Below are 19,555 nucleotides of genomic sequence, written 5' to 3' on the forward strand. Positions count from 1 at the left end.
CCTACAACGTCGACCGGCGGGCGTACTGGCGGCGCACCTTCTCGACAAGCCACATAACGTCAGGTCGCGGCTTGACCTTAGGCGTAGGTTCGACCGGAGTCGGCTCGGGTTCCGGCAGGTCGGACGGCACAACGGTGCTGCCGGTCGGGTCCGCCTCGGGATCCTGCTTCGGGTCGGTCAGGTGCGGCGGGACGACGAGTTCCGTGCTGCGGTCATAGGTCGATTCGCGGATCTGTTGGCGCAGATCGCTCGCCGGTACCCCGCCTGCAGTGGCGACCTTCAGCAGGCGTTTCCGCGCCGTGTCGAGGGTGGGACGAGCGGTCGGGTCGAAGGCGAGCATCGCTCCGATCAGGGGCACGAGCTCGGCTGGCACTCCGGTCAGGTCCGGCAGGTCGGCTGGGTCGGTGATCCGCAGCAGCAGTCCCCATGAATTGGTCGCTGGGTAGAGGCCGTGGCCGGTGAGCGCGAGCACCAGCGTGGCTGCCAGCCCGTAGATGTCGGCGGCCGGGGTCAGGTCCCGCTCGCCTTTCACCTGTTCGGGCGACATGTACGCCGGGGTGCCCACCAGCTCGCCCGGGGCGGTCAGATAGCTTTCCCGGTCCCGAAGGACCGCCAGCCCGAAGTCGATCACCATTGGGCCGTCCGGGCCGAGGATGATGTTCTGTGGCTTGAGGTCGCGGTGCAGCAGACCGGCCTGGTGCACCTTCGCGAGGCCGTCGGCCAGCATCGCGCCGATCATCGCGGCGAGCGGCAATGGCAGCGGACCGCGGTCGTCGACGTACTGCCGCAGGGTCAGACCTGGGATGTATTCGATGGCGAGCCACGCCGGATCCGCCGTGAGGTCGGCGTTTTCCAGCCGGGCCACCCGTGAGCCGTACACCAGCTTGAGGCTCTCCAGCTCTGAAGCGAAGCGGTCGCGAATCGTCGGGTCCATCACCAGGTGACGCTTGACGACTTTGACGGCGACCCGGTCGGCGGTCGGCGACACAGCGAAGTACACGTCGCCCATGCCACCCGACCCGAGCGGCTGTACCAGCTGGTATTCGCCAATTGTCGTCAGCTTCGGCGTCATCTGTCCCCCTCGCGCGGCCCCGGCTCGCTACAGAGATCGGCCGACAACCAGCGAGCGCGCCGTTGCGGGCCGCCGACTGCAGGGATTGTCGGTAGACCATCCAGCGATGCGCGAGGCGTGATCATCGTTTGCCGGTGTCGACGCCCGGTGCTTCCCTTGTTGCAGATAGGCAGTATCACAGTGATCTCGCTTGTGCGCCTTCCCCCGATCGGCGGCCATCGCCAGCCGCCGGTCGATGACATGTGGGTAGCTCGACGTCAGGTGCACCGCATCCGTCGTATTGGTCGCCACTGCCGGCGTGCCGGTTGGCACATTGAAGACAATCGATGTGCCATATGGCGCGCATCGGTGTCACCGGGCCCCAGCATCGTCGGGCCGGATTACACCGCCGGCCAGGCCGTCAGCGGTGAGCTGGATGAGTTCGGCGCCGAGGGCCGCCGCTTCGCGCAGCGCGCTTTCGAAGGCGACCAGGCGACGGAACGCCACACCATGTGCACGCTGCTCCGCCAATGGCAGTCGGCGTATCTGGGCACGGCGGATGTCGAACCGCAATGTGCCCGCCAGGCTACTCGCCTGCTTCTCATTGCCGGATGTCCGGAGTTGTCCGGCAAGGAACCAGGGGTCGAGCGCGGCCGGGTTCGGGCGTAACAGATAGAGATTTCGGCCAAGGAGCGGACCGTCTGCGGTAACTACCCGGGCGGTGAGTTGCCGGGCAACCATGGGCGCCACCACGTCACCGGCAGTCAGGCGGATCTCCTGGCCCAGCCGCCCAGCGCCACGCCCTGAGGCGGCATGCCCCTGCAGCACGTCCTGCACGGTCAGCACCGGTGGCCCGTCGCTCACGCCGGACGGATCGTCGTCGTCAGTACCGGCGGCACGGATAGGTCCGATCAGTTGCACCGCGCCGGTGCGGACCAGCTCGGTGACGGAGACGGTTAGCGCGGCGGCGCCAGTGTCCGACGCGGTGGCTGCCGGTGGTATCAGACGGGGTAACTCAGTGACGACTGCCGCGAGCCGTTCACGCGTCCGAACCAACCGTTCCCCGGTTTGCTCCCCGCCGGCTGGTTGTCGCCGGGCGGGAGTGAGGTCGACGTCCTCGTCGAGCAGGTCGATCACTGGAACCGCCCGGGCGAAGCCGGGCTCGTCAATGACGGTGTCAGGTGCGCCGGCGACGGTACGCGCCAGCACCAGCACCCGGGCATAGCAGTCCTGCTGATTTCCCGCGGCGTCGATCAGTAACGTCCGCGCGGGTGCTGGCGCGTCCGGCACGGGGCGCTGCAACAGCCACAGATGTAGGGGTACCGCATGCGGCGCGGCGGCTCCGCCTGGTAATGCCACGACCGCGCGCAGCGCGCCGCGACGTAACAGCTCGGCGCGGATGCGGCGGCCGGCTTTGCGGCTCGCGGCTGAGGGCGGCATCAGCAGCACAGCACGGCCACCTGGACGCAGATGTGCCAGCGCGTGCTGCACCCAGGCCAATTCGGGTTCGGTCCGCGGCGGTGCGCCGTACTCCCAGCGAGGGTCGTGTCCGAGCTCCTCCTGGCCCCAGTTGGTGACCCCGAACGGCGGGTGGCTGACGATGGCGTCAAAGCTGCGCCCGGCGAACGCGTCGGTGCGCAACGAGTCGCCGGTGATGACCTCGCCGGGCACGCTGCACAGCTCCAGCCACAGTGTGGCGAGGCGGGCGAGGGGTTCGTCGAGTTCTTGTCCGTACGCCGACGCGCACCCGGCGCGGGCAGCGGCCTGCAGGGTGCCCCCGGAGCCGGCCGCCGGATCGAGCACCGCGCCGCCGTCGACGCCGGCGAGCCCGACCATCAGGTCGGCGAGGTCATCTGGCGTGGCCCGCGGACGGCCGGGCGAAGGCTCGGAAAACCGTCGCCACAGTTCCTCGAAAGCGCCTCGGGCCCCGAACTCGTCAGTCAGGTTTTCGATCTCCGGCAGCAGGTGCCTGACATCGGGGTCGACCTGCCCAGCGCCGACCCTTCCGTTGCGTTGGTGGGCCACCAAGACCGCGGTGACCGACGCAAGCGTAACCGCGGGGCTGTCGGCTACAGCGACGATGTGCCGCCACAGCTTGTCCACAGTGGATAGTTGAGGTGCTTTGCCCTGCCGGTGGAGCCATCGCTCGATCTCGGCCACGTCAAACTCGGGACTCGCCGGCGTGCCGCCGACCGGAGCGGGAAAGTCCGCATGCCGCTTGCGCCAGTTGCTCACTGCGGCGCGGCCGACCCCGGCGAGTCGGGCGATCTCCGCCGCTGTGATGGTGGGGTCCTCCTGCACCTCAACATCGTGACACAGGTGTCAAGCATCCTGTCTGTTGACACGGTTCACGGACGATGCTCTCATTGACGTCGACGCCGGGTCTCGGATTGCGTCCGAACCGGGTTCGACGGACACCGCGTACCTGACGTGGACCCCGCACCGCATCACCCCGTGCCAGGAGTGCCTGCCCGGGGTTCCATCCCCGAAGGAGCAACAGCATCATGCGCAAAATCGTCACCGGACTGGCCGCTGCGTTGGCACTGTTCGTCCTGGCCTGCGGCGCTGCCCCGAAGAGCGACACCATCAGCAAGGCACCCGCCGCGACCGGCTCCGGCGCACCTGTCGCCGATGCCGGCAAAGACACCCCGGCTGCCGCACCCGAGGGCCCGAAGAAGCTCGCCGTGGGCGAGGTCGGCGTGCTGTCGATGTCCGACGGCTCGACCGGTGAAGTCGTCGTCAAGAGCGTGAAGATGCAGGGCAAGGTGATCGTCGCGGCCGTCTCGATCACCTGCAAGACCGGCAAGATGGACTACAACCAGTTCCACTGGTCGATGCTCGCCGGCGACGGCACCAAGCTCGACTCCGGCTTCGACATCGGCGTGAAGAACCAGCTCCACTCCGGCGACATCGGCGCCGGCCAGACGGCCGCGGGCAACCTCGTCTTCGAAGGCACCGCGGCGCAGCTGAAGGGCGCACAGGTGCAGTTCGCCCCGTCGTTCGAGACCCTCGCCTACTGGGTCAACCCGTAACGCCAACCACCACTCCTTCGTGGCGCCAGCCGCTGCCCGGATCGGTAGCAGATCCTGCACGGACGGTTGCGGACACCAAAGCGCGGCGCGACTACCGTCATCGATCAAGCGGCACGCCGCCACACCCTCCTGGCGGCGGCGCCGACCCTGTCCAGAAAGGTTTCGCGGATGGCGATCGGCCGGGTGCCAAGGCTTGTCACCCTCGTGCAACGAGCGCTGGCGGCAGGACCGATGCCGCAGGAAGAGCTGCTGGAAAGGCTCCGGCAGGCCGGTCTGCGAGCCGATGTCGGCGTGGTCTGGGAAACGTGCCGTACCCACGGCATCGCCGATCTGAGAGATGACGTCTGGACGCCAAGAGGTTGGGCACCGCCTGCTGTCGCCGCCAATCCGTCGGGTGATACGACGACGCAGATACCGGCGCAACGCATCGATGGGGAGCGGTCGTCGAGCAGCCGAGCCGAACGCCGCGCAGCGATCCATGTCCGGCGCTATGCCAATGACCTGGGTTTGGCGACACCGGAGCCCTTGGCTCCGGTCGGGCCCGTCCCTGCCGGGTGGGAATCGGCGGTGCACGGAGCGTGCCGGGCACTCGCTGACGAATTGGTGAAAGTCACCAGCCGGCGCACCGAGACAGACGTTTCCCTTGTCGATGGTCATGAAGCCGGGAGGACAGCGAGCCGACGGCTCGTCCGGTTCGAGGCCCAGAGCGAGATCGGCGCCGCCGAGGGCACCCGTGGCGTGCTGATCGTGGACGACCTGCACCTTGAAGTCGATGTCATCTCGGTGTTCGGCACGGTGGTCACGCTGTCGTTGCCGCCGGACGCACCGGCAGCGATCCGGGAGGCGACCCTCCGGCTGGACCTTTCCTGGTTGCTCAGCCTCCAGAGCCGACGACTGCGGGAACTGATGCACGGTGGTCCAGGCTTCAACGCCGAGGCGGCCCTGGCCGCCGTCAGCCCCGACAATCCGAGCAGCCTGTCCCAAGCTCCAGCGATTGAGCACCTGGGGCCCGACGAAGCGGACCAGCTCAACGACGGCCAGCGACATGCCGTGGAACTCGCGCTGGCGCACGGCACAACGTGGTTGTGGGGGCCGCCGGGCACTGGCAAGACGACAACTATCTCAGCTCTGGTGGCCGCGCTGCACGCCCGAGGCAAGCGAGTGCTGCTGGCCGCCCCGACCAACGCGGCCTTGGACGTGGCGGTCGCATCGGTGCTCAAGCGAACACCACAACTCGCCAGCGGAGGTGCCCTGGTCCGCCTGGGCCAGCCAACCGACACGCTCGTCGCGCATCCAGCCGGCGGCGCCGTACTGGTCGACGCCATCGCCGCGGAACGCGGTGCAGCGGTCGCCGAGGAGCGGGTGCGCGTCGGAAACCAGCTCCGGCAGTGCCGGCAGGCGTTGGCCGAACTGCGCCGGATCAAACTCGCGTTGACGGACAGCCAACAGCGAAAGCGCTCCAACCTGGAGAACCAGATCGCCGAGCTCAATGCCATCGCCGCCGGACTGGATCGCCTCCTGCTGGAGGCGCGCCGCAAGATCTGCCGGGAGGCGGCAGTGGTCGCGGCCACCGCCCACCAGACGATGCTTGACACGCTGAAGTCGCTGACCTTCGACGTCGTTGTGCTCGACGAGGCGAGCATGACGACCGCAACGCTTGCCATGCTGGTGGCTGGTGCTGGTTCCGGCCATACGGTCATTGCAGGCGATTTCCGCCAGCTTCCTCCGGTGGTCCTGGCGGACACTCCCGCTGCTCAGGAGTGGTTGCACAAGAGTCCGTTCGAAAAGGCCGGCATCGCGCGTGCCGTCCACGACGGGCGTACCCCGAACCGGCTGGCGGCACTGAATACTCAGTACCGCATGCGTTATGCCATTGCTCAGGTGGTCAGTACCGCGTTCTATCGGGAGAGCCCACTGATCACCGCGGACGTGGTGCTCTTCCGGGAACGGCGCAGTCAGGCGGCCTGGGCGCGTAGTGACCTCGTCGTGCTCGACACATCTGGGCTTGCCGCCCGCACCGCCCGACGGCAGGGCGGCGCCTCCAGGTACAACCTCATGCATTCCCAGCTGGTCGCCGCGCTGCTCGGTGGGGCCACGACCCAAACTCGCGACCTGGCGATGATCACGCCGTTCGCAGCCCAGGCGCGCCTGCTGGAGTCGCTACTCATCGAGTCCGGCCTCAACGGGTGGGCGTCCTCCACAGTCCATCGGTTCCAAGGCGACGAACGTGACATCGTCGTCTACGACACTGTCGACACCGGCCACGGCCTGACCAAGCTCCATCGGTGGTTCACTGACGACGACGCTGACAGCACCGGTCCCCGCCTGCTCAACGTGGCGGCGAGCCGAGCTCGAGACCACCTCGTAGTCGTCGGCGCGTTCAATCAATTGCACCGCAAGGGTTCATCCACAGGTCCGCTGTGGCGATTCTTCGCCCACCTTCTCGACGGCGCGACCAAGCTGAGCTGGCAAGAGGCGATCGGACTGTCGAACGGCGCCACCGAACACGTTTCGCGCGAGTCGGTACTGCGGCGGTTGTGCGGCGACATCAGCAACGCCGCAACCGTCGAGATGTGGCTGCCCACTGCACCGTTGGTGGGTCTGCAGACACTGCTACCGGCCCTGCGTGCGCTGCCACCGGCAGAGGGAGACGCTCGACCCGACACGATCTGGATTGAGCCGGAACGCGACGGCTTTCCGCCGGCGGAGGCTTTGCACGCCCGACGTCAAGGCGTCAACATTCGCCTCTGTACACCGATTCTCGAGTCAAGCGCCGTGATTGGTGACGTCGTCTGGTCAGCCGGCGGCTCGCTTCTCGGCCCGGACCCTGGCGTTGTGCTTCGAACCCAGAACAGGGCCTTCGCCGACCTGGTCCGCCGTACCCAACGCCGCAAGCGATCTCAGACAGTTCCCGGCACCGGGCAGCTCGGAGACGACTGCGGGCGCTGCCGGCGCCTGCTCGTCCGCTTCGAGCTGCCCAGCCGCGGAACCACGGACATGCGCTACCACTGCCCGGCCTGTGATCGCTCGCCGAGCAGCACTCGGGACAAGCGTCGGCGATAGTCGTGCAGGTGTGGCGCCCGTCAGGCGGCTTTGAACATGGTCTCGACGTGCCACTCAAGGAATTCCCGGTTCGGTCGGTCAGGCTTACGTTCCGGGACGGCGATCTGCTCTCCGCTTCGCGAGTAGAACTCTTCGCCGTTGCCGAAGTCTGCGCGGAGTCGAGGACTGACCAGCAGGCGATACGACGGGTCGATGCTGAGATACCCGCGATCGAACATGATGTGGACGTCGGAGCGCAGCAACAGGCCGTTGTCGAGCCGGTGCTCGCCACCGTTCGGCAGCGGCAGGATGTGTGCTGCCTGCAGCACGGGTCGGATCTTCGCTCCGGTGATCGCGCAGCGGCGGTGGTAGGCATCGAGCACGACACCCTGGAAGGCCTGCTGCCCAAGCCGTTGCGGCCGGAGCCTCGGGTCTCCGTACACCGGTCCGCCTCGATGCCACGGCGCGCTCAGGTCGATCTCGAAGTCCGTTCCGGTAAGCCGGTGAAAGAGGTCCAGGAAGTACCGGGCAGACCCACTTTCGGCCAGGTCGTAGCCCTTGCCCTGCACGATGTTCGAGGCGAAGTCAGGTGGCGGCCCTGCGATCGCGTCGGGTTCGAAGAAGCGGGTATCGCGGATGAACAGGCACCCGATGTCCGGATCCTCGTGTAGTGGGATCGGTTCGCGCCGGTAGCGGCCGATGTCCTCGCGCATCTGATGGAGGCCGGCAGCGCCGTTGCCCTCGCCGTACAACTCCCAGGCGGTGGAAATCGGTAGCCGCGCGAAGCCGCTGAAGAAGCCACCGCCAACGACCCGGTTGTGCGGATGGTGGGTCTTGAAGAAGAACGGCTCTCCGATCTGGACAGCGTGGAAGGCCTGCTTGCTGGACGGCCGCCAGAAGTTGACCTCTTGCAGGTTCGGTCGCTCGGCAAGGAACCGATACCAGTCGCCGTCTGTCACACCAACGTAGGCCCTCACAACAGACGAGTTTGCCGTACGGATCGGCCTCGTTCGAGCGCCGGTTGAGCACGGCAGCCATCTTGAGGACTAACCAATCTCGCCACTGCAGCTATAGGGGCAGGTCAACAGGCTGGCGAGGGGTCCCGATGGCGGAACTACTCGGAATCTTCCGATCACAACGTGGCTGCCTTGCCTGCGATTCTGGCGGCAACGGCGTCAGCCGCGTCCTGGTGCATCTGCTTGGTGACGCTTTGGTACGTGTCCCGGGTCAGTGTGGTGGTCGAGTGGCCGAGTTGCTCGGACACGACCTTGATGTCGATCCCCGCATCCAGGGCGATGGTCGCCGCCGAGTGCCGTAGGTCGTGTAGCCGTACCGGCGGCATCCCCGCCTTTCGCGCCAGCAGCCGGAACCGCGCGCTGAACGCGTTCGGATGCCACGGCTGCCCGTCGGGACGGACGAAGAACAGTCCGGTGTCCGGCCACGCCTCCCCGGCGGCGAGTCGCCATGTCGCGCGAAGCGCCCTGTACGTCGTGAGCGCCTGGACGGTGTCGGCGTCGAGGGCGATGTCCCGGTTTCCAGCACGGCTCTTCGGCGGTTTCTGGATGGTCCGGTGACCCATGATGGCGATCTGGTTGTTGACGGTCAGTTCGCGCTTGGCGAGCCGCACTTCGGTGTCGCGCAGTCCGACGGTTTCGCCTCGGCGGAGTCCGCGGTACGCCATCAGGTGCAGCATCGGGTGGATCACCTGGTCGTGGTCGGCTACATAATCGAGGAACGTGGCGACCTGCTCGGCGGTCCAGACCATGACCGGCCCGGGGACCTCGCCGGTGGCCCGCCATCGTTCGACGCGTTCGTCCTCCCACACGATCGGCAGGGCGCGGTCGGCGGGGGTCTTGACGAGCATGGCGGGGTTGGAGCCGACGATGAGTTCGTCGGCGAGGGCGTCGTTGATCGCTTTCCGGAGTACCGCCCGGATGTGTTGCCGGGTGACCGGTCCAGTGGGGCGGACTCGTGCGACGGTCCTGCGGACCGCCGGGTCCGGGCTCGCCTTGAGCGAGCGGATCTCGGCGTTGCGGTGTTCCATGGCCACGAACATCGCCCGCAGGTGGCTGGTGCGCAGCTTGTCGAGGGGTACGTCGCCGAGGTGCGGGATGAGATGGTTCCGGACGATCGACTCGTACCCATGGATGGTGTTGATGTCGGCGGTGAGGTGTTCGAGCCAGGTGGTGAGGTATTCGCCGACGGTGGGCATGTCGCCGAGCGGTCCGTCACCGCGCAGGCGTTGGCGGACGCGGTCGACGTCGGGGAACGGGAGGCGGTGGCGTACCGCGTTCTGGATGACGTCGCCGATCTCGATCTGGCGGCGGCGGTCGCGGCCAGCGAGCGCGAGCAGGGCGCGGGCGTGGTCGCGTTCGGCGACGGCCTGTTGGCGGGTGGCAATGCCGGATCGGCGCAGCAGCCGCCGTTGCCCGTCAAGAGTGGGTGGGAGTTCGAGTTGGTACGCCCAGTGCCCGTGCTGTGGGTTCCAGGATCGGTTCGGGCGGCGGAGTTGGGGGCAGTGGGTGCCGTACGACTTGTCGGTGTGCGGGTCGCGGCAGCCGCAGCGTTTGAAGATGCTTCCTTCTGCCATGGTCGGTGATGTGCTCCGATCAGGGTGGGCAACGGTTTGTCGTGGTCCATCGACGCTCGCCTCGCCGGCGTGTTCAAGTCGTGGTGGGCGAGCACCGACGGTTGCTTACGCGTCGAGGTGGATGGCGGCGAGCAGCGGCGCGGTCGGTACGCGATAAACGGCGCCGACCTTGAGTAGCGGCACCGGGAAGGCGCCGCGGCGGGCGAGCTTGTACGCGGCGGACCGTGAGATGCCGAGGATCTCCGCGGCGGTGGTGAGGTCGGTGGTCGGCCCGAGCGCCCGGAGCCGCTCGGGAGTCCAGGCGCTACGCGCGGACATAGGAGTGAGGGAGAACGTGGTCTTCACGGTCGTGTGCCTCCGGTAGGCAGGTCAGCAAGCGAGAGCGGCCCGGGGTGGCCGTGCAGCCACCAGGGCCCGGTGGCGGGGTGGGTGCCGGAAACGCGGGCCGCGGTGGCGACCGGCGCCCCGAGCGGGCCGAGATCGGCGAGCCGCTGGTGCAGGTGATGCTCACGATCGGGGGAGTGCAGCCACAGCAGGACCGGCCAGGCCGGCCCGCCGAGCGCGACGAACCGGGCGTACCCGGCGAGCTTGCGCAGTAGCTCGGTGAGGGGTTCGGTGCCGGTGTCGTACTCGAGGAAGAACGGCACCCCGGACCAGACGCCGTGCCCGTCAGGGCGGATGAGGGTCTGCGTGATGAGCTCCACCCGGTCACCTGGTCCGGCGAACGCACCGGGTGTGCTGCACCGCGACTCGGGCCACCACCGTTCCAGCGCTTGCGGGGAGTGCCCGGCGAGCTGCGTGAAGAAGCCGTTGACCCCGAGGCGATGCTGCAGGATCCGCGAGGCGGTCCAGCGGCGGCGGATCGCCTTCGCGTACCCAGGTCTGGGTATCGGCTCGTCGCGTTGCGCCGCGACGACCTCGGCGCCGAGCTGGTCGATGACGTAGTGGAACGGATACGAGCCGCCCTCGGCCCGGAACGGCCGGAACCGGTCCACCACCTTCAGCGCGATGAGCCGCTGCAGGCGGTGCTGCGCGAAGTCCAGCGACGGGAACAGCGCCTCAGCGATCTGCCCGGTCGTCAGGACCCCGTGGTCGTAGAGCCAGTCGAGGAGTTGATGGTCGCGGGCAGTCAGCACCGACTGCACTCGCAAGACCTGGTCAGGCACGGTGATTCCTTTCATCTGGTACAGGGGGAAAGAGAACGCAACGTGTCTCTGAGCCGCCGCACGAACGGCGGGACGGGCCACGTGCTGCAGGGACAGCGGCCGGCGACGTCCGTTGCGGGGTCCGGATCAAGACGGACGCCATGACGGCGGTCAACAAGGACGCCAGCACCGACGGCAGCGCGCCCACCGATCTCGCAGGAGGTCTGACACCCGGCTGGCGGGACCGCCCACCGGCCCGCGAGCCCTACATCCCCCTATCCGCCTTTGTGAGCGCTGGCGAACGCCCCCTCCGCTCACAGCCGCTCACAGCCGCTCACATCGCGTCCGGGTCAGGTTTGTGAGTGCGCTGTGAGTAGCTGTGAACGCGGAAAGGTGCTTCCTGCGAGCGTCACGTGGTACGGCAGGCTTGCACTGTGAGTGCGTGTCAGCTGCTGTGAGCGCCGGCAAGCCGGTCAACGTCGGGGTGTCGACACCGCCCCCGCCATGTCACACGGATTACTGCGGCGGAGCGTGGACATGCAGATGTCAACGAAGAGCATCAATGACATCGCTTACGCGTCATCGCCATGTCAACGACGCTGGTCGATCGCCGGGAACCGCTCGCCGCGGCGCTCTGCCGGATGTCACTCGCGTGTCGATCCCCATCGCGCGTAACGCGCAGTGGGTCAATGTGGCACATCACCCCGACGTGACGGCATGTCAAACACCAGGTGAGACTTCACTTGACCTTGACGAAGGGCTGCGCCGAGGCGGCCATGTCAACGAAGATCATCGATTGATATCGCGGCAACCTAGAGCGTGACGCGCCCTGCTGTCACAGTTGCCGCACCCGATGTCACTCCCTGGTGACACGATCGTCGCCAGTGTCGCGTCACGCGCCGGCGACGATGTCACAGCGCGGTTGACGCGGCATGTCATAACCGGCGCGCGCCGTGCCAGCCCCCGTCCGCGGCGGTGTCACAACGGCCCGCTGATCATGTTCATCGGCAGTGACGACTTGACTCTGCGGCAAAGGCAAGCGTTCATCGACGTCCAGCCATCCCGCAAAACGACCGGCAAGGGAGGACTCATGTCAGACGTACCGCCACGCCACGACCCAGCGACGGCGGGCAGCTTCGGCCAGCTGATCACCCGCCGCAGGCACCAGCTCGGCCTGACCCAAGGCGACCTCGCCGACCAGCTGTGCGCCAGATCCGGACGCCCAACCTTCACCCGCCACGAAGTCTCGCGGTACGAGCACGGCCGGCGAATCCCGACCACGAAGCTGCTGACCGCCATCGCCGACGCACTCGATCTCCCAATGGCCGTCCTGCGCCGGACCGCAGCCGCCGACCGCCAACGCCGACACGCGGGGAGCCGACGTTGAGCGCCACCCACCGGGTCGTCCGCCCATCCTGGATCTGCGCCGCCGACGGACTTCCATGGCCGTGCACCGAGGCGCAACGGAGCCTGCGGAACAACGACCTGGCAATGCTGCGCCAGCTCATGGCCAACCTCATGGCCATCGCACAAGGAGAGCTGGACGACATCGACCTGGCAACGCTATACCGGCGCTTTCTCGCGTGGACCCTCGAAGCCGACCAGCGATGCACCATCTGCGGCAGCCGCCGCCACGCCGTGATCCCCGGCGTACCGCCGCGCCTCATCCGGTGCGATGGCCTCCGAGCAGCCGTTGCCGACAGCGACCAGGCTGACCGGCACGGTCCCGACGCTCGAGACGCCCGATCGTGTGCGGCTGCACCTCCGCTGCGTCCCGATCTTCGATAAAACGACATCAACGCGCTCTTGCTGTCGTTTTATCAACATCCTTATGCGTTGGTGAACCCGAGCGCCCGGTACCCGGGCATGCGGCGCTGGAGCGAGGCGGCGAGGATCGGCGTGGCGCGGTCGTAGTAGTCGTGGACCTCGGCGACGGCCTTGCCGGGCGCGGCGCGGATCACCCGGCCAGCGCACTGGACGAGCAGCCCGTCGTAGGCGACCGGCGCGGCCAGGAACAGCGTGTCGAGGGCCGGCGCGTCGAAGCCTTCGCCGATGAACGGCGTTGTGCCGATGACGAGGACGCCGTCTCCCGCCTTGGTGTCGGCGAGCCGGCTCACGATGGCGCGCCGGTCGCTGGTCGACATGCCGCCCTGCAGCACGTACACCTGGCGTCCCTGCGAAGCGAGTGCGGAGTTCAGCGCTTCCACATGTGCGACTCGTCTGGTGAGCACCAGGCAGTTGCGCCCGCGCTGCAGGGCGGCGGTCACGTCGGCGACGATTTGGGCGTTGCGTGCCTGGTCGACGGCGATGGCGCGGTGCGCTTCTGCGATCGCAGTGGACGGCTCGGTGTCACCGGAGCGGAACTCGAAGGCGGTCTCGTGCAAGTACAGCAGCCGCCGTGGTCCCGCGGCAGTCTCCCAGGCGTCCAGCAATGTGCCTTGATCGTTGCCGGGCGGGTCGTGCGTGATCGTGTGCCGGACCGGTCCGAGTTGCCAGAGGACGAGCTCACCGAGTCCGTCACGCCGTGCCGGGGTGGCGGTGAGGCCGAGCCAGAACTGCGCGGCGATGCGTTTGACCGAGTGGTCGTACGCAGCGGCCGCAAGATGGTGGCATTCGTCGACGATGACGTGCCCGTAGCCGTTGGTGAGTTCGGCGACGTCGGCACGCCTGGCCAGGGAGGGCAGCATGGCGATGTCCACCACTCCGCTGAGCTTGCGCCTGCCGCCACCGACCTGCCCTGGCTTGATGCCCAGGAACTGCTCGATCCGGGTGCGCCACTGCTCGGCCAGGGCCTTCCGGTCGACGAGCACCAGAGTCGCCGTTCCCCGCTCGGCGATCACCGCGCAGGCCATGACTGTCTTGCCCGACCCTGGCGGTGCGACGAGGACGCCGTCGTCATGCCCGAGCAACGCGCCGACCGCCGCGCTCTGTCTGGTGTCGAGTTGTGCTGTACAGGCGACGTCGATCTCGCGGCCAGGATTTCGCACGTCCGTGATGGCGAGGCGTGATCCGGCGCGCTCGACGATCGCTTCGACGGTGTGGCGCAGCCCGCGTGGCAGGACCAGGCGGTCGTCGACGGTCAGGTCGTACCCGCGGATGAACCGCGGCGTGTCCCAGGTGGATTTGCGCAGGCGCTGGAGTTCGTAGAACTTCGGGTTGGCCATGGATGCCGCGTGCTTGAACGTCGACAACGCCGCAGGCGTCAGCTGGGCCGCGTCGACGCTCAGCCCGGCGCCGAGCTCCGCGTGAAGGACTGCGGGAAGCGGCGGATGCACCTTCGTGGCGTCGGATCTGCTCAGCGTGGCGACGTCGGCGCCGACGACCGCCTGTTTCGCGCGTCGGGCGACCCTGGCCGCGTCACCCGGGCTGAGCCGGTCGAGGGTCGACAGGTACGCCCACTGGTCCTCGTGCGGCTCCAGCGTCGCCAGGTCGAGGAACGCCGTTAGACCGTCCCTGCGGCGGCGGCCCTGCAGCGGCGCGGCGATCAGATTGCCGAAGCCGCCCTCGGGCAGCACGTCCTGGTTCGGGAACAGCCGGTCGTAGGACCGCAGGTCCATCGTGCCGCGCAGCACCGTGGCCTCGTGGATCAGCGCGGTGCCGACACAGCGGGCAGTGGCTGCGGAGATCGCTTCGGTGAAGAACACCCACACGTGTGCGCCACGCCCCGACTGGGAAATCTCGAGCGCCGCCGGTACCCCGCTGGCGCGGGCCGCTTTGCTGTAGGCGAGCGCGTCGAGCATCGCGGCCGGGCCGTCGAAGTCCGCCACGACGAAGTGGCATGCGTTGTCGCTGAGCAGTGGGTACAGCCCGATGAAGAGGTCACCCACCAGGTGCGCCGAGAGGACCTCGGCGGTGAGCGGGAGATACGTGGCAGCTCTCCGATCGGCTCCCTTGCGCCAGCCGCCGGCGACCGCGGGCATCCATCCGCTCGTGCCGGTTCGGTTGTTCTCCCAACGCAGCGCGTACACGTCGGCCCGAGCCCGGAACCGGTCGGCGTACAGGGCCAGCTTGTCCGCCACCGGCGACGCCATATGGACCAGGCCCGGCGGAGCGACGGCCACGGACAGCTGCTCCGGCGCCGGAGCGGTGTCCTGACCCCGCAGGTCCAGCAGACGCGACAGGCGGACGTTCTCCGCCCGCAAACGCTCCAGCTCACGGCGCAGCCGAACGAGCTCGCTCTCCACCGTCACGTCGGCGCCCATGGCAGGATCGTCGCACGCTGTTCGTCACCGCTACCGATGGTCTCCGCTATCCTCCGGCGGTGGGTTCGCTGAGCCGGAAAGAACTCGATGCGTTGGTCGAAGACGCGACCGTCGACTGCTACAACGAAGATGAGCAGCTGTCCGGCCTGTACACCATGATCGAGGACAACCTCGCCCTGCCGTTCACGACGCAGGTCCTCGGCGTCGAGGTCACGGTCCGGAAGGTGGACCTGCGGGGCTGGCGGATCGTGGCGATCTGCCACCGGGGTCGTGAGCGGCAGGCGATCGCGATCCTCGACCTCCCGCTGCCGGATCCGCCGCCGGGCGGTTCGGAGTGGATCGAGGCGTACCGGCACTGGGGCGGATGACTCTTGAGCGAGTACCAGTACTACGAGTTCGTGGCGATCGACCGGCCGCTGACCATTGCGGAGCAGGCCCAGCTGCGGGCGGTGTCGACCCGTGGCCGGATCAGCGCATCGAGCTTCGTCAACGACTACCAGTGGGGCGACCTGAAGGCCGATCCCGGCGACTGGATGAGGCGATACTTCGACGCCCACCTGTACCTGGCGAACTGGGGCACCCGTCGGATCGCGCTCCGGCTGCCGACGTCGCTGCTGGACCCGACGTTGGCGGCGACCTACTGCGTGGGTCGCGCCGCATCCTCGGTGAGCACGAAAGAGCATGTGATCCTCGACCTGCACAGCGAGGACGAGGACGGTGACGAGGAGTGGTGGGAGGAGGAGGCCGCTCTCGCATCGATCATCCCCGTCCGGGCGGAACTGGCCGCCGGCGACAACCGCCTGCTCTACCTGGCCTGGCTGCTGTGCATGCAGAACCAGGAGCTGGACGAGGATGCACTGGAGCCGCCGGTACCGCCCGGCCTGGCGACGCTGTCGGGTCCGCTGCGCAGCCTCGCCAGTTTCCTCCGCCTGGACGAGGACCTGATTGAAACAGCCGCCCAGGCCAGCGCGCCACTGACCACGAAGGCGCCCTCCAAAGCGGCGCTCGCCAAATGGGTGAAGCACCTGCCGGTGGCCGACAAGGACGAGGCCATCGTCCGGCTGCTGCGCGGCGACGGCGCACATCTTCGCGCCGAGTTGCTGCGCCGGTACGGCGGTGGCGCGGCCATCGAGACTGCAGGCGGCGGCCGTACGGTGGGTGAGTTGCTGGCCGGCGCGGAGATTCGTTGGGCAGCACGGGAGCGGCAGAAACAGGAGCGCAAGGCGGCCGAACAGGCACGCCGGGAAGCAGCGGCCGCAGCGGCTCGCGAGCAGCGTCTTGACGAACTGGCCGCCGACCCGGAACGGGCGTGGCAGCGGGTGGCGGACCTGATCGCGACCAAGAAGCCCAAGGAGTACGACGCCGCAGTTGCATTGCTGGCCGACCTGAAGGCACTCGGCGAGCGCGACGGCCAACGCAAGACGTTCCGGGCCCGGATCCATCAGTTGTGCCAGGAGCACGCCCGCAAGCCGAGCCTGCTGGACCGCCTGGAACGCGCCGGCCTGTACGCCAGCACACCCGGCTGAGTACGAGATAAGCGGTGAGTCCATAAGCGCAGCCCCAACCTGATCGGGAGATCGCGCCTTGCGACTTGCCCGTCCACATCACGGACGGGCAAGTATCACGTCCGACATCTTCAGCGCACACGAGGCAGGCCGAGGCCCAGGTCAACCGACCTGTGCTCAAGACCGGTAGCTGCCCTTGTCCAGCAGATGATCGAACGCCCCGGTAGCAGCGATCTCGGTCAGCTCATCCAAGGCCCTGGCTCGGCGCTGGACAGCGGCCACCGCACGCAGTGCGGTGTTGATGGTGTCCTTTTTCATCTCCGTCCCGGGCAGGGCGTTCGCCTCCGCCAGCACCTCCAAGACGATGCTGGCGACTTCGTTGACGTCCAAGTCGCCGTTCTCAATTTGGCTGACTCGGCCGGGTGTCACGCCTATGAGATCAGCGACCTGACGCTGGGTCAGTCCAAGGCGTTTCCACTCCTCGGCAAGGTGGAAGGCACTGACCCACGCCGCGGTCCGTGCCCGCTCGGCGGTCAGCGCATCGCTGTCTCCGTCGTCGAGCTCGGCACGGATGTCGTCCCAGTCGTGGAACTCGGCCATGAGGCTTTCACCTGCTGTGTTCGGAAGCCAACAGAGGCAGCTCAGATTTCCGCACGACATCATATGGCCCTCTCTGTGGCACGTAAATAATTTTGTGCTACAGTATTGACATGCCGGTCCGGTTCACCGAAAGTGCAAGGAAGCACGGCTTTACCGAGGATGAGGCGGTGTACGCCATCGAGAATGCGGTGGGACATGTTCAGCACTTCACGGATCCTCAGCCGCCGGCCAATATTCGACCCCATCTGTTCATCGGCCCACGCAGCCTCACGGATCACACGTTGCTTGAGGTCTTCCTCGAAGTTCGCGGAAGTACCGTCACGGTCTTCCATGTCATGGAGGCCCAGGAGCGCAGTCTCAACCTGATCGGAAGGAGCTACCGATGACCTCCGAACCACATGCGGCGAGCACCCCCCTGCCGATCGACGGCTACGAGGCGGCGACGCGGTGGGCGGAGCAGGCAACCTTTGACCCGGACGATCCCACCGTGGAGCGAGGCGAGGTCGCCGCCGCCAGCGGGCGCGCCCTGCTACAAGCCGCCCGCGTCGCGGACGAGCAGATGCCAACTGCCGACGACTACGAAGCAGCGGCGCGATGGGCCGAAACGGCCACGATCGACGCAGACGCAACGGTGGAGTCGGGCCCTGCCGCCGCCGAGAGTGGGCGGACGCTGCTGCGCGCCGCTCGTGCCGGCCGACCGGCGCTTGACGTGCAGAACGAGCCGGGACAGGCCTCACCCGTGCGCCGTTTCCGGCTGTCAGTAACTCTCAACGCGGAACTTGACGACTTCGTGGAAGCCAGCAAAGCCCGCGGACATGACACCACGCCGAGCGATGTCATTCGTGCTGCGCTCACCGAATACCTGCGCTCTCATCCCGCAAGCTGAGGTGCCAGACAACTCGGAACTGGCTGATCGAACCAGCATGGACGCCAGGTGACCGTCATTCGGGCTCGTTGGCCCTGCTCATCCACGCTTGAAGGAACAGGATCAGCGTCAACGGGCCGCTGGCGTGCACGAAGGTGAACATGGCGGCCGCGAACCAGGGGGACGGCAGCTGCTCGGCGCGTGCGAAGACGACCCACGTTGCAAAGTCGAGCGCCAAGGCCAGACCTGCTGCGCCGAGCGCGATGAACCGCTGCCACCGCTGCCGCTCGCGCCAAGGTGCGAACGCCCATCCGGCGGCGGCCGCTGGCAGCACCGCGACAAGACCGGTCATCGCCCCGAGACCGACCTCAGACTCCACTCCGAGCGCGGGGAGTGCCCGCCACGCCTGAAAGCCGGCTGTCAACATTGCCGCTGCTACAACGACCAGCGTCACGGCGCCGAGTAATACCAGCCAGATCGGCGCCATCCGGCGTGCAGAAGTAGCGGCAGGCAGGCGGCGCCTGCCGTCGCTTTGCAGTTGCCCGATCTTCCCGGCTGGGACTGTCGACGGCCGGAAGTCTGTAGATTCGGTTGGAGCCCGCTGCGGTGGTGCTGGGTTGCCCGACGCCGAGACGCCAGTGGTTGACGCTCCCGGCGTATGTAGAGCTGTCTGACGCGCCTGCTCGAGGGCATCAAAGGTCGTGGGCGGCGCCACCGTTGCGGTCGAGTGCGGCAGCGAGGCGAAGCGCGCCTGAAGCGAGCAGCATCGCGAGGAGGTCGGTGAGGTCCGCGCAAGTATCACAGTCCAATTTCCGGCAGCCTGCGTGCCGTTCGATGATGGACAGGACCGTCGCGTGTGTCCACGCGGCTACGTATGGGGCCTGTTGCCAGCTGGGTAGTGCATCGACGGTCTCGGCGAGCTCGTCGACCCGCTGTTGCGGTACGACGTATGCGGCAGCCGCGGCTTGGACCCGGCGTTGGAACTCGTCCCCAGTCAGAACCTCAGCCACGGCTGGCACCACGCTGCCGCCGACCGAAGCGCGTTGTTTCGACCCGGCGGCCGGAGGTGGCGAAGTCCCGTTCACACAACAGCTGAGTCCCTCCTTGCACGGTGCGAGGGTACGCGGCAACACCGGGTTCAAGCTGCCCCGTTCCACGTCCGACGCCGGCATCGTCACGTTGGTCGGACCTGGCGCCCTGACGAAGAACAAGACCATCAGTGGCTGAACCAGCATCAGGCCGAAGACGTCTCGGCGAGTGCTCGGCCAAGCGAGCTAACCTCGGTCACGGGATGCCAACCGGGCATATCGGGCGGACTGGGCCGGTCGCAAGCGCCGATTGTGTGATCGGTCCGCGCTCCCACCAGCCCGAACGAAGCCAGGTCACGCCGGGGTGGGATATGCCGACGCAGGTCAGCGGGGGCGTCGGTACACTGTGCACCGCGCCCTCGTAGCTCAGGGGATAGAGCAACGGTTTCCTAAACCGTGTGTCGCAGGTTCGAATCCTGCCGGGGGCACCAGGCC

Annotated in this window: 17 protein-coding genes and 1 tRNA gene; 8 read left to right on the top strand and 10 right to left on the bottom strand. The window is 67.6% G+C overall.

The annotated features are described in order from the left end of the window. Position 1 precedes the first annotated feature (1 nt). Together ABZ321_RS35660 and ABZ321_RS35665 are read right to left on the bottom strand one after the other, a co-directional pair. Positions 2 to 1,072, bottom strand: coding sequence for a serine/threonine-protein kinase (locus tag ABZ321_RS35660; protein ID WP_354899633.1), 1,071 nt, complete (start codon positions 1,070 to 1,072; stop codon positions 2 to 4). A 351-nt stretch (positions 1,073 to 1,423) separates the two neighbouring features. Next, a complete protein-coding gene (locus ABZ321_RS35665) occupies positions 1,424 to 3,352 on the bottom strand; it encodes an N-6 DNA methylase (RefSeq protein WP_354899636.1) in 1,929 nt (642 codons plus the stop codon). A gap of 203 nt (positions 3,353 to 3,555) precedes the next feature. Between ABZ321_RS35665 and ABZ321_RS35670 the strand changes: the two genes are divergently transcribed. Continuing rightward, positions 3,556 to 4,083, top strand: coding sequence for a hypothetical protein (locus ABZ321_RS35670; RefSeq protein WP_354899639.1), 528 nt, complete (start codon positions 3,556 to 3,558; stop codon positions 4,081 to 4,083). Positions 4,084 to 4,251: 168 nt separating this feature from the next. Then, positions 4,252 to 7,146, top strand: a complete 2,895-nt coding sequence (locus ABZ321_RS35675; RefSeq protein ID WP_354899642.1) for an AAA domain-containing protein — start codon at positions 4,252 to 4,254, stop codon at positions 7,144 to 7,146. A 20-nt stretch (positions 7,147 to 7,166) separates the two neighbouring features. Here the strand turns inward: ABZ321_RS35675 and ABZ321_RS35680 are convergent, their stop codons facing one another. The 4 genes from ABZ321_RS35680 to ABZ321_RS35695 all read right to left on the bottom strand — a co-directional run bounded on the left by ABZ321_RS35680 (position 7,167) and on the right by ABZ321_RS35695 (position 10,881). Continuing rightward, a complete protein-coding gene (locus ABZ321_RS35680) occupies positions 7,167 to 8,102 on the bottom strand; it encodes an HNH endonuclease (RefSeq protein WP_354899645.1) in 936 nt (311 codons plus the stop codon). 155 nt (positions 8,103 to 8,257) lie between these two features. Continuing rightward, a complete protein-coding gene (locus ABZ321_RS35685) occupies positions 8,258 to 9,715 on the bottom strand; it encodes a site-specific integrase (RefSeq protein WP_354899648.1) in 1,458 nt (485 codons plus the stop codon). 105 nt (positions 9,716 to 9,820) lie between these two features. Then, positions 9,821 to 10,033: a helix-turn-helix domain-containing protein gene (locus tag ABZ321_RS35690; RefSeq protein ID WP_354899651.1), complete on the bottom strand. Its 213-nt coding sequence runs from the start codon at positions 10,031 to 10,033 to the stop codon at positions 9,821 to 9,823. A gap of 23 nt (positions 10,034 to 10,056) precedes the next feature. Further along, positions 10,057 to 10,881: a replication-relaxation family protein gene (locus tag ABZ321_RS35695; RefSeq protein ID WP_354899654.1), complete on the bottom strand. Its 825-nt coding sequence runs from the start codon at positions 10,879 to 10,881 to the stop codon at positions 10,057 to 10,059. Between the two features lie 976 nt (positions 10,882 to 11,857). On the opposite strand from ABZ321_RS35695, the gene ABZ321_RS35700 reads away from it, so the two are divergent. After that, positions 11,858 to 12,247: a helix-turn-helix transcriptional regulator gene (locus ABZ321_RS35700; RefSeq protein ID WP_354899657.1), complete on the top strand. Its 390-nt coding sequence runs from the start codon at positions 11,858 to 11,860 to the stop codon at positions 12,245 to 12,247. A 442-nt stretch (positions 12,248 to 12,689) separates the two neighbouring features. Here ABZ321_RS35700 and ABZ321_RS35705 read toward each other — a convergent pair whose 3' ends face one another. Continuing rightward, complete coding sequence (locus ABZ321_RS35705; protein ID WP_354899660.1) at positions 12,690 to 15,062, bottom strand: DEAD/DEAH box helicase family protein; 2,373 nt, start codon at positions 15,060 to 15,062, stop codon at positions 12,690 to 12,692. Between the two features lie 59 nt (positions 15,063 to 15,121). Here ABZ321_RS35705 and ABZ321_RS35710 point away from each other — a divergent pair, with 59 nt between their 5' ends. Continuing rightward, positions 15,122 to 15,430 (top strand): calcium-binding protein, encoded by a 309-nt coding sequence (locus ABZ321_RS35710; protein ID WP_354899663.1) that lies wholly within the window; start codon positions 15,122 to 15,124, stop codon positions 15,428 to 15,430. Between the two features lie 3 nt (positions 15,431 to 15,433). After that, positions 15,434 to 16,588 carry a hypothetical protein gene (locus tag ABZ321_RS35715; RefSeq protein ID WP_354899666.1) on the top strand — a complete coding sequence of 385 codons (1,155 nt, stop codon included), beginning with the start codon at positions 15,434 to 15,436 and terminating at the stop codon, positions 16,586 to 16,588. Positions 16,589 to 16,744: 156 nt separating this feature from the next. Here the strand turns inward: ABZ321_RS35715 and ABZ321_RS35720 are convergent, their stop codons facing one another. Then, complete coding sequence (locus tag ABZ321_RS35720; RefSeq protein ID WP_354899669.1) at positions 16,745 to 17,167, bottom strand: helix-turn-helix transcriptional regulator; 423 nt, start codon at positions 17,165 to 17,167, stop codon at positions 16,745 to 16,747. Between the two features lie 110 nt (positions 17,168 to 17,277). Between ABZ321_RS35720 and ABZ321_RS35725 the strand changes: the two genes are divergently transcribed. Both ABZ321_RS35725 and ABZ321_RS35730 read left to right on the top strand, forming a co-directional pair. Then, positions 17,278 to 17,553 (top strand): hypothetical protein, encoded by a 276-nt coding sequence (locus tag ABZ321_RS35725; protein WP_354899672.1) that lies wholly within the window; start codon positions 17,278 to 17,280, stop codon positions 17,551 to 17,553. Beyond that, on the top strand, positions 17,550 to 18,053 hold the full coding sequence (locus tag ABZ321_RS35730; protein WP_354899675.1) for a hypothetical protein: 504 nt from the start codon (positions 17,550 to 17,552) through the stop codon (positions 18,051 to 18,053). The genes ABZ321_RS35725 and ABZ321_RS35730 overlap by 4 nt, the downstream gene beginning before the upstream one ends. Before the next feature lie 55 nt (positions 18,054 to 18,108). Here ABZ321_RS35730 and ABZ321_RS35735 read toward each other — a convergent pair whose 3' ends face one another. Further along, positions 18,109 to 18,519: a hypothetical protein gene (locus ABZ321_RS35735; RefSeq protein ID WP_354899678.1), complete on the bottom strand. Its 411-nt coding sequence runs from the start codon at positions 18,517 to 18,519 to the stop codon at positions 18,109 to 18,111. A gap of 205 nt (positions 18,520 to 18,724) precedes the next feature. Then, positions 18,725 to 19,042 carry a hypothetical protein gene (locus tag ABZ321_RS35740; protein WP_354899681.1) on the bottom strand — a complete coding sequence of 106 codons (318 nt, stop codon included), beginning with the start codon at positions 19,040 to 19,042 and terminating at the stop codon, positions 18,725 to 18,727. A 433-nt stretch (positions 19,043 to 19,475) separates the two neighbouring features. On the opposite strand from ABZ321_RS35740, the gene ABZ321_RS35745 reads away from it, so the two are divergent. Next, positions 19,476 to 19,551 (top strand) — tRNA-Arg (locus ABZ321_RS35745). Positions 19,552 to 19,555 lie beyond the last annotated feature (4 nt).

The sequence above is a fragment of the Dactylosporangium sp. NPDC006015 genome (genome assembly GCF_040614215.1).
GTDB lineage: Bacteria > Actinomycetota > Actinomycetes > Mycobacteriales > Micromonosporaceae > Dactylosporangium > Dactylosporangium maewongense.

Excerpts from the sequence above, each read along its gene's own strand:
- ABZ321_RS35660 (WP_354899633.1), bottom strand. The coding sequence starts at position 1,072 with ATGACGCCGAAGCTGACGACAATTGGCGAATACCAGCTGGTACAGCCG.
- ABZ321_RS35670 (WP_354899639.1), top strand. The coding sequence starts at position 3,556 with ATGCGCAAAATCGTCACCGGACTGGCCGCTGCGTTGGCACTGTTCGTC.
- ABZ321_RS35675 (WP_354899642.1), top strand. The coding sequence starts at position 4,252 with ATGGCGATCGGCCGGGTGCCAAGGCTTGTCACCCTCGTGCAACGAGCG.
- ABZ321_RS35685 (WP_354899648.1), bottom strand. The coding sequence starts at position 9,715 with ATGGCAGAAGGAAGCATCTTCAAACGCTGCGGCTGCCGCGACCCGCAC.
- ABZ321_RS35690 (WP_354899651.1), bottom strand. The coding sequence starts at position 10,033 with ATGTCCGCGCGTAGCGCCTGGACTCCCGAGCGGCTCCGGGCGCTCGGG.
- ABZ321_RS35700 (WP_354899657.1), top strand. The coding sequence starts at position 11,858 with ATGTTCATCGGCAGTGACGACTTGACTCTGCGGCAAAGGCAAGCGTTC.
- ABZ321_RS35705 (WP_354899660.1), bottom strand. The coding sequence starts at position 15,062 with ATGGGCGCCGACGTGACGGTGGAGAGCGAGCTCGTTCGGCTGCGCCGT.
- ABZ321_RS35720 (WP_354899669.1), bottom strand. The coding sequence starts at position 17,167 with ATGGCCGAGTTCCACGACTGGGACGACATCCGTGCCGAGCTCGACGAC.
- ABZ321_RS35725 (WP_354899672.1), top strand. The coding sequence starts at position 17,278 with ATGCCGGTCCGGTTCACCGAAAGTGCAAGGAAGCACGGCTTTACCGAG.
- ABZ321_RS35730 (WP_354899675.1), top strand. The coding sequence starts at position 17,550 with ATGACCTCCGAACCACATGCGGCGAGCACCCCCCTGCCGATCGACGGC.
- ABZ321_RS35735 (WP_354899678.1), bottom strand. The coding sequence starts at position 18,519 with ATGGCGCCGATCTGGCTGGTATTACTCGGCGCCGTGACGCTGGTCGTT.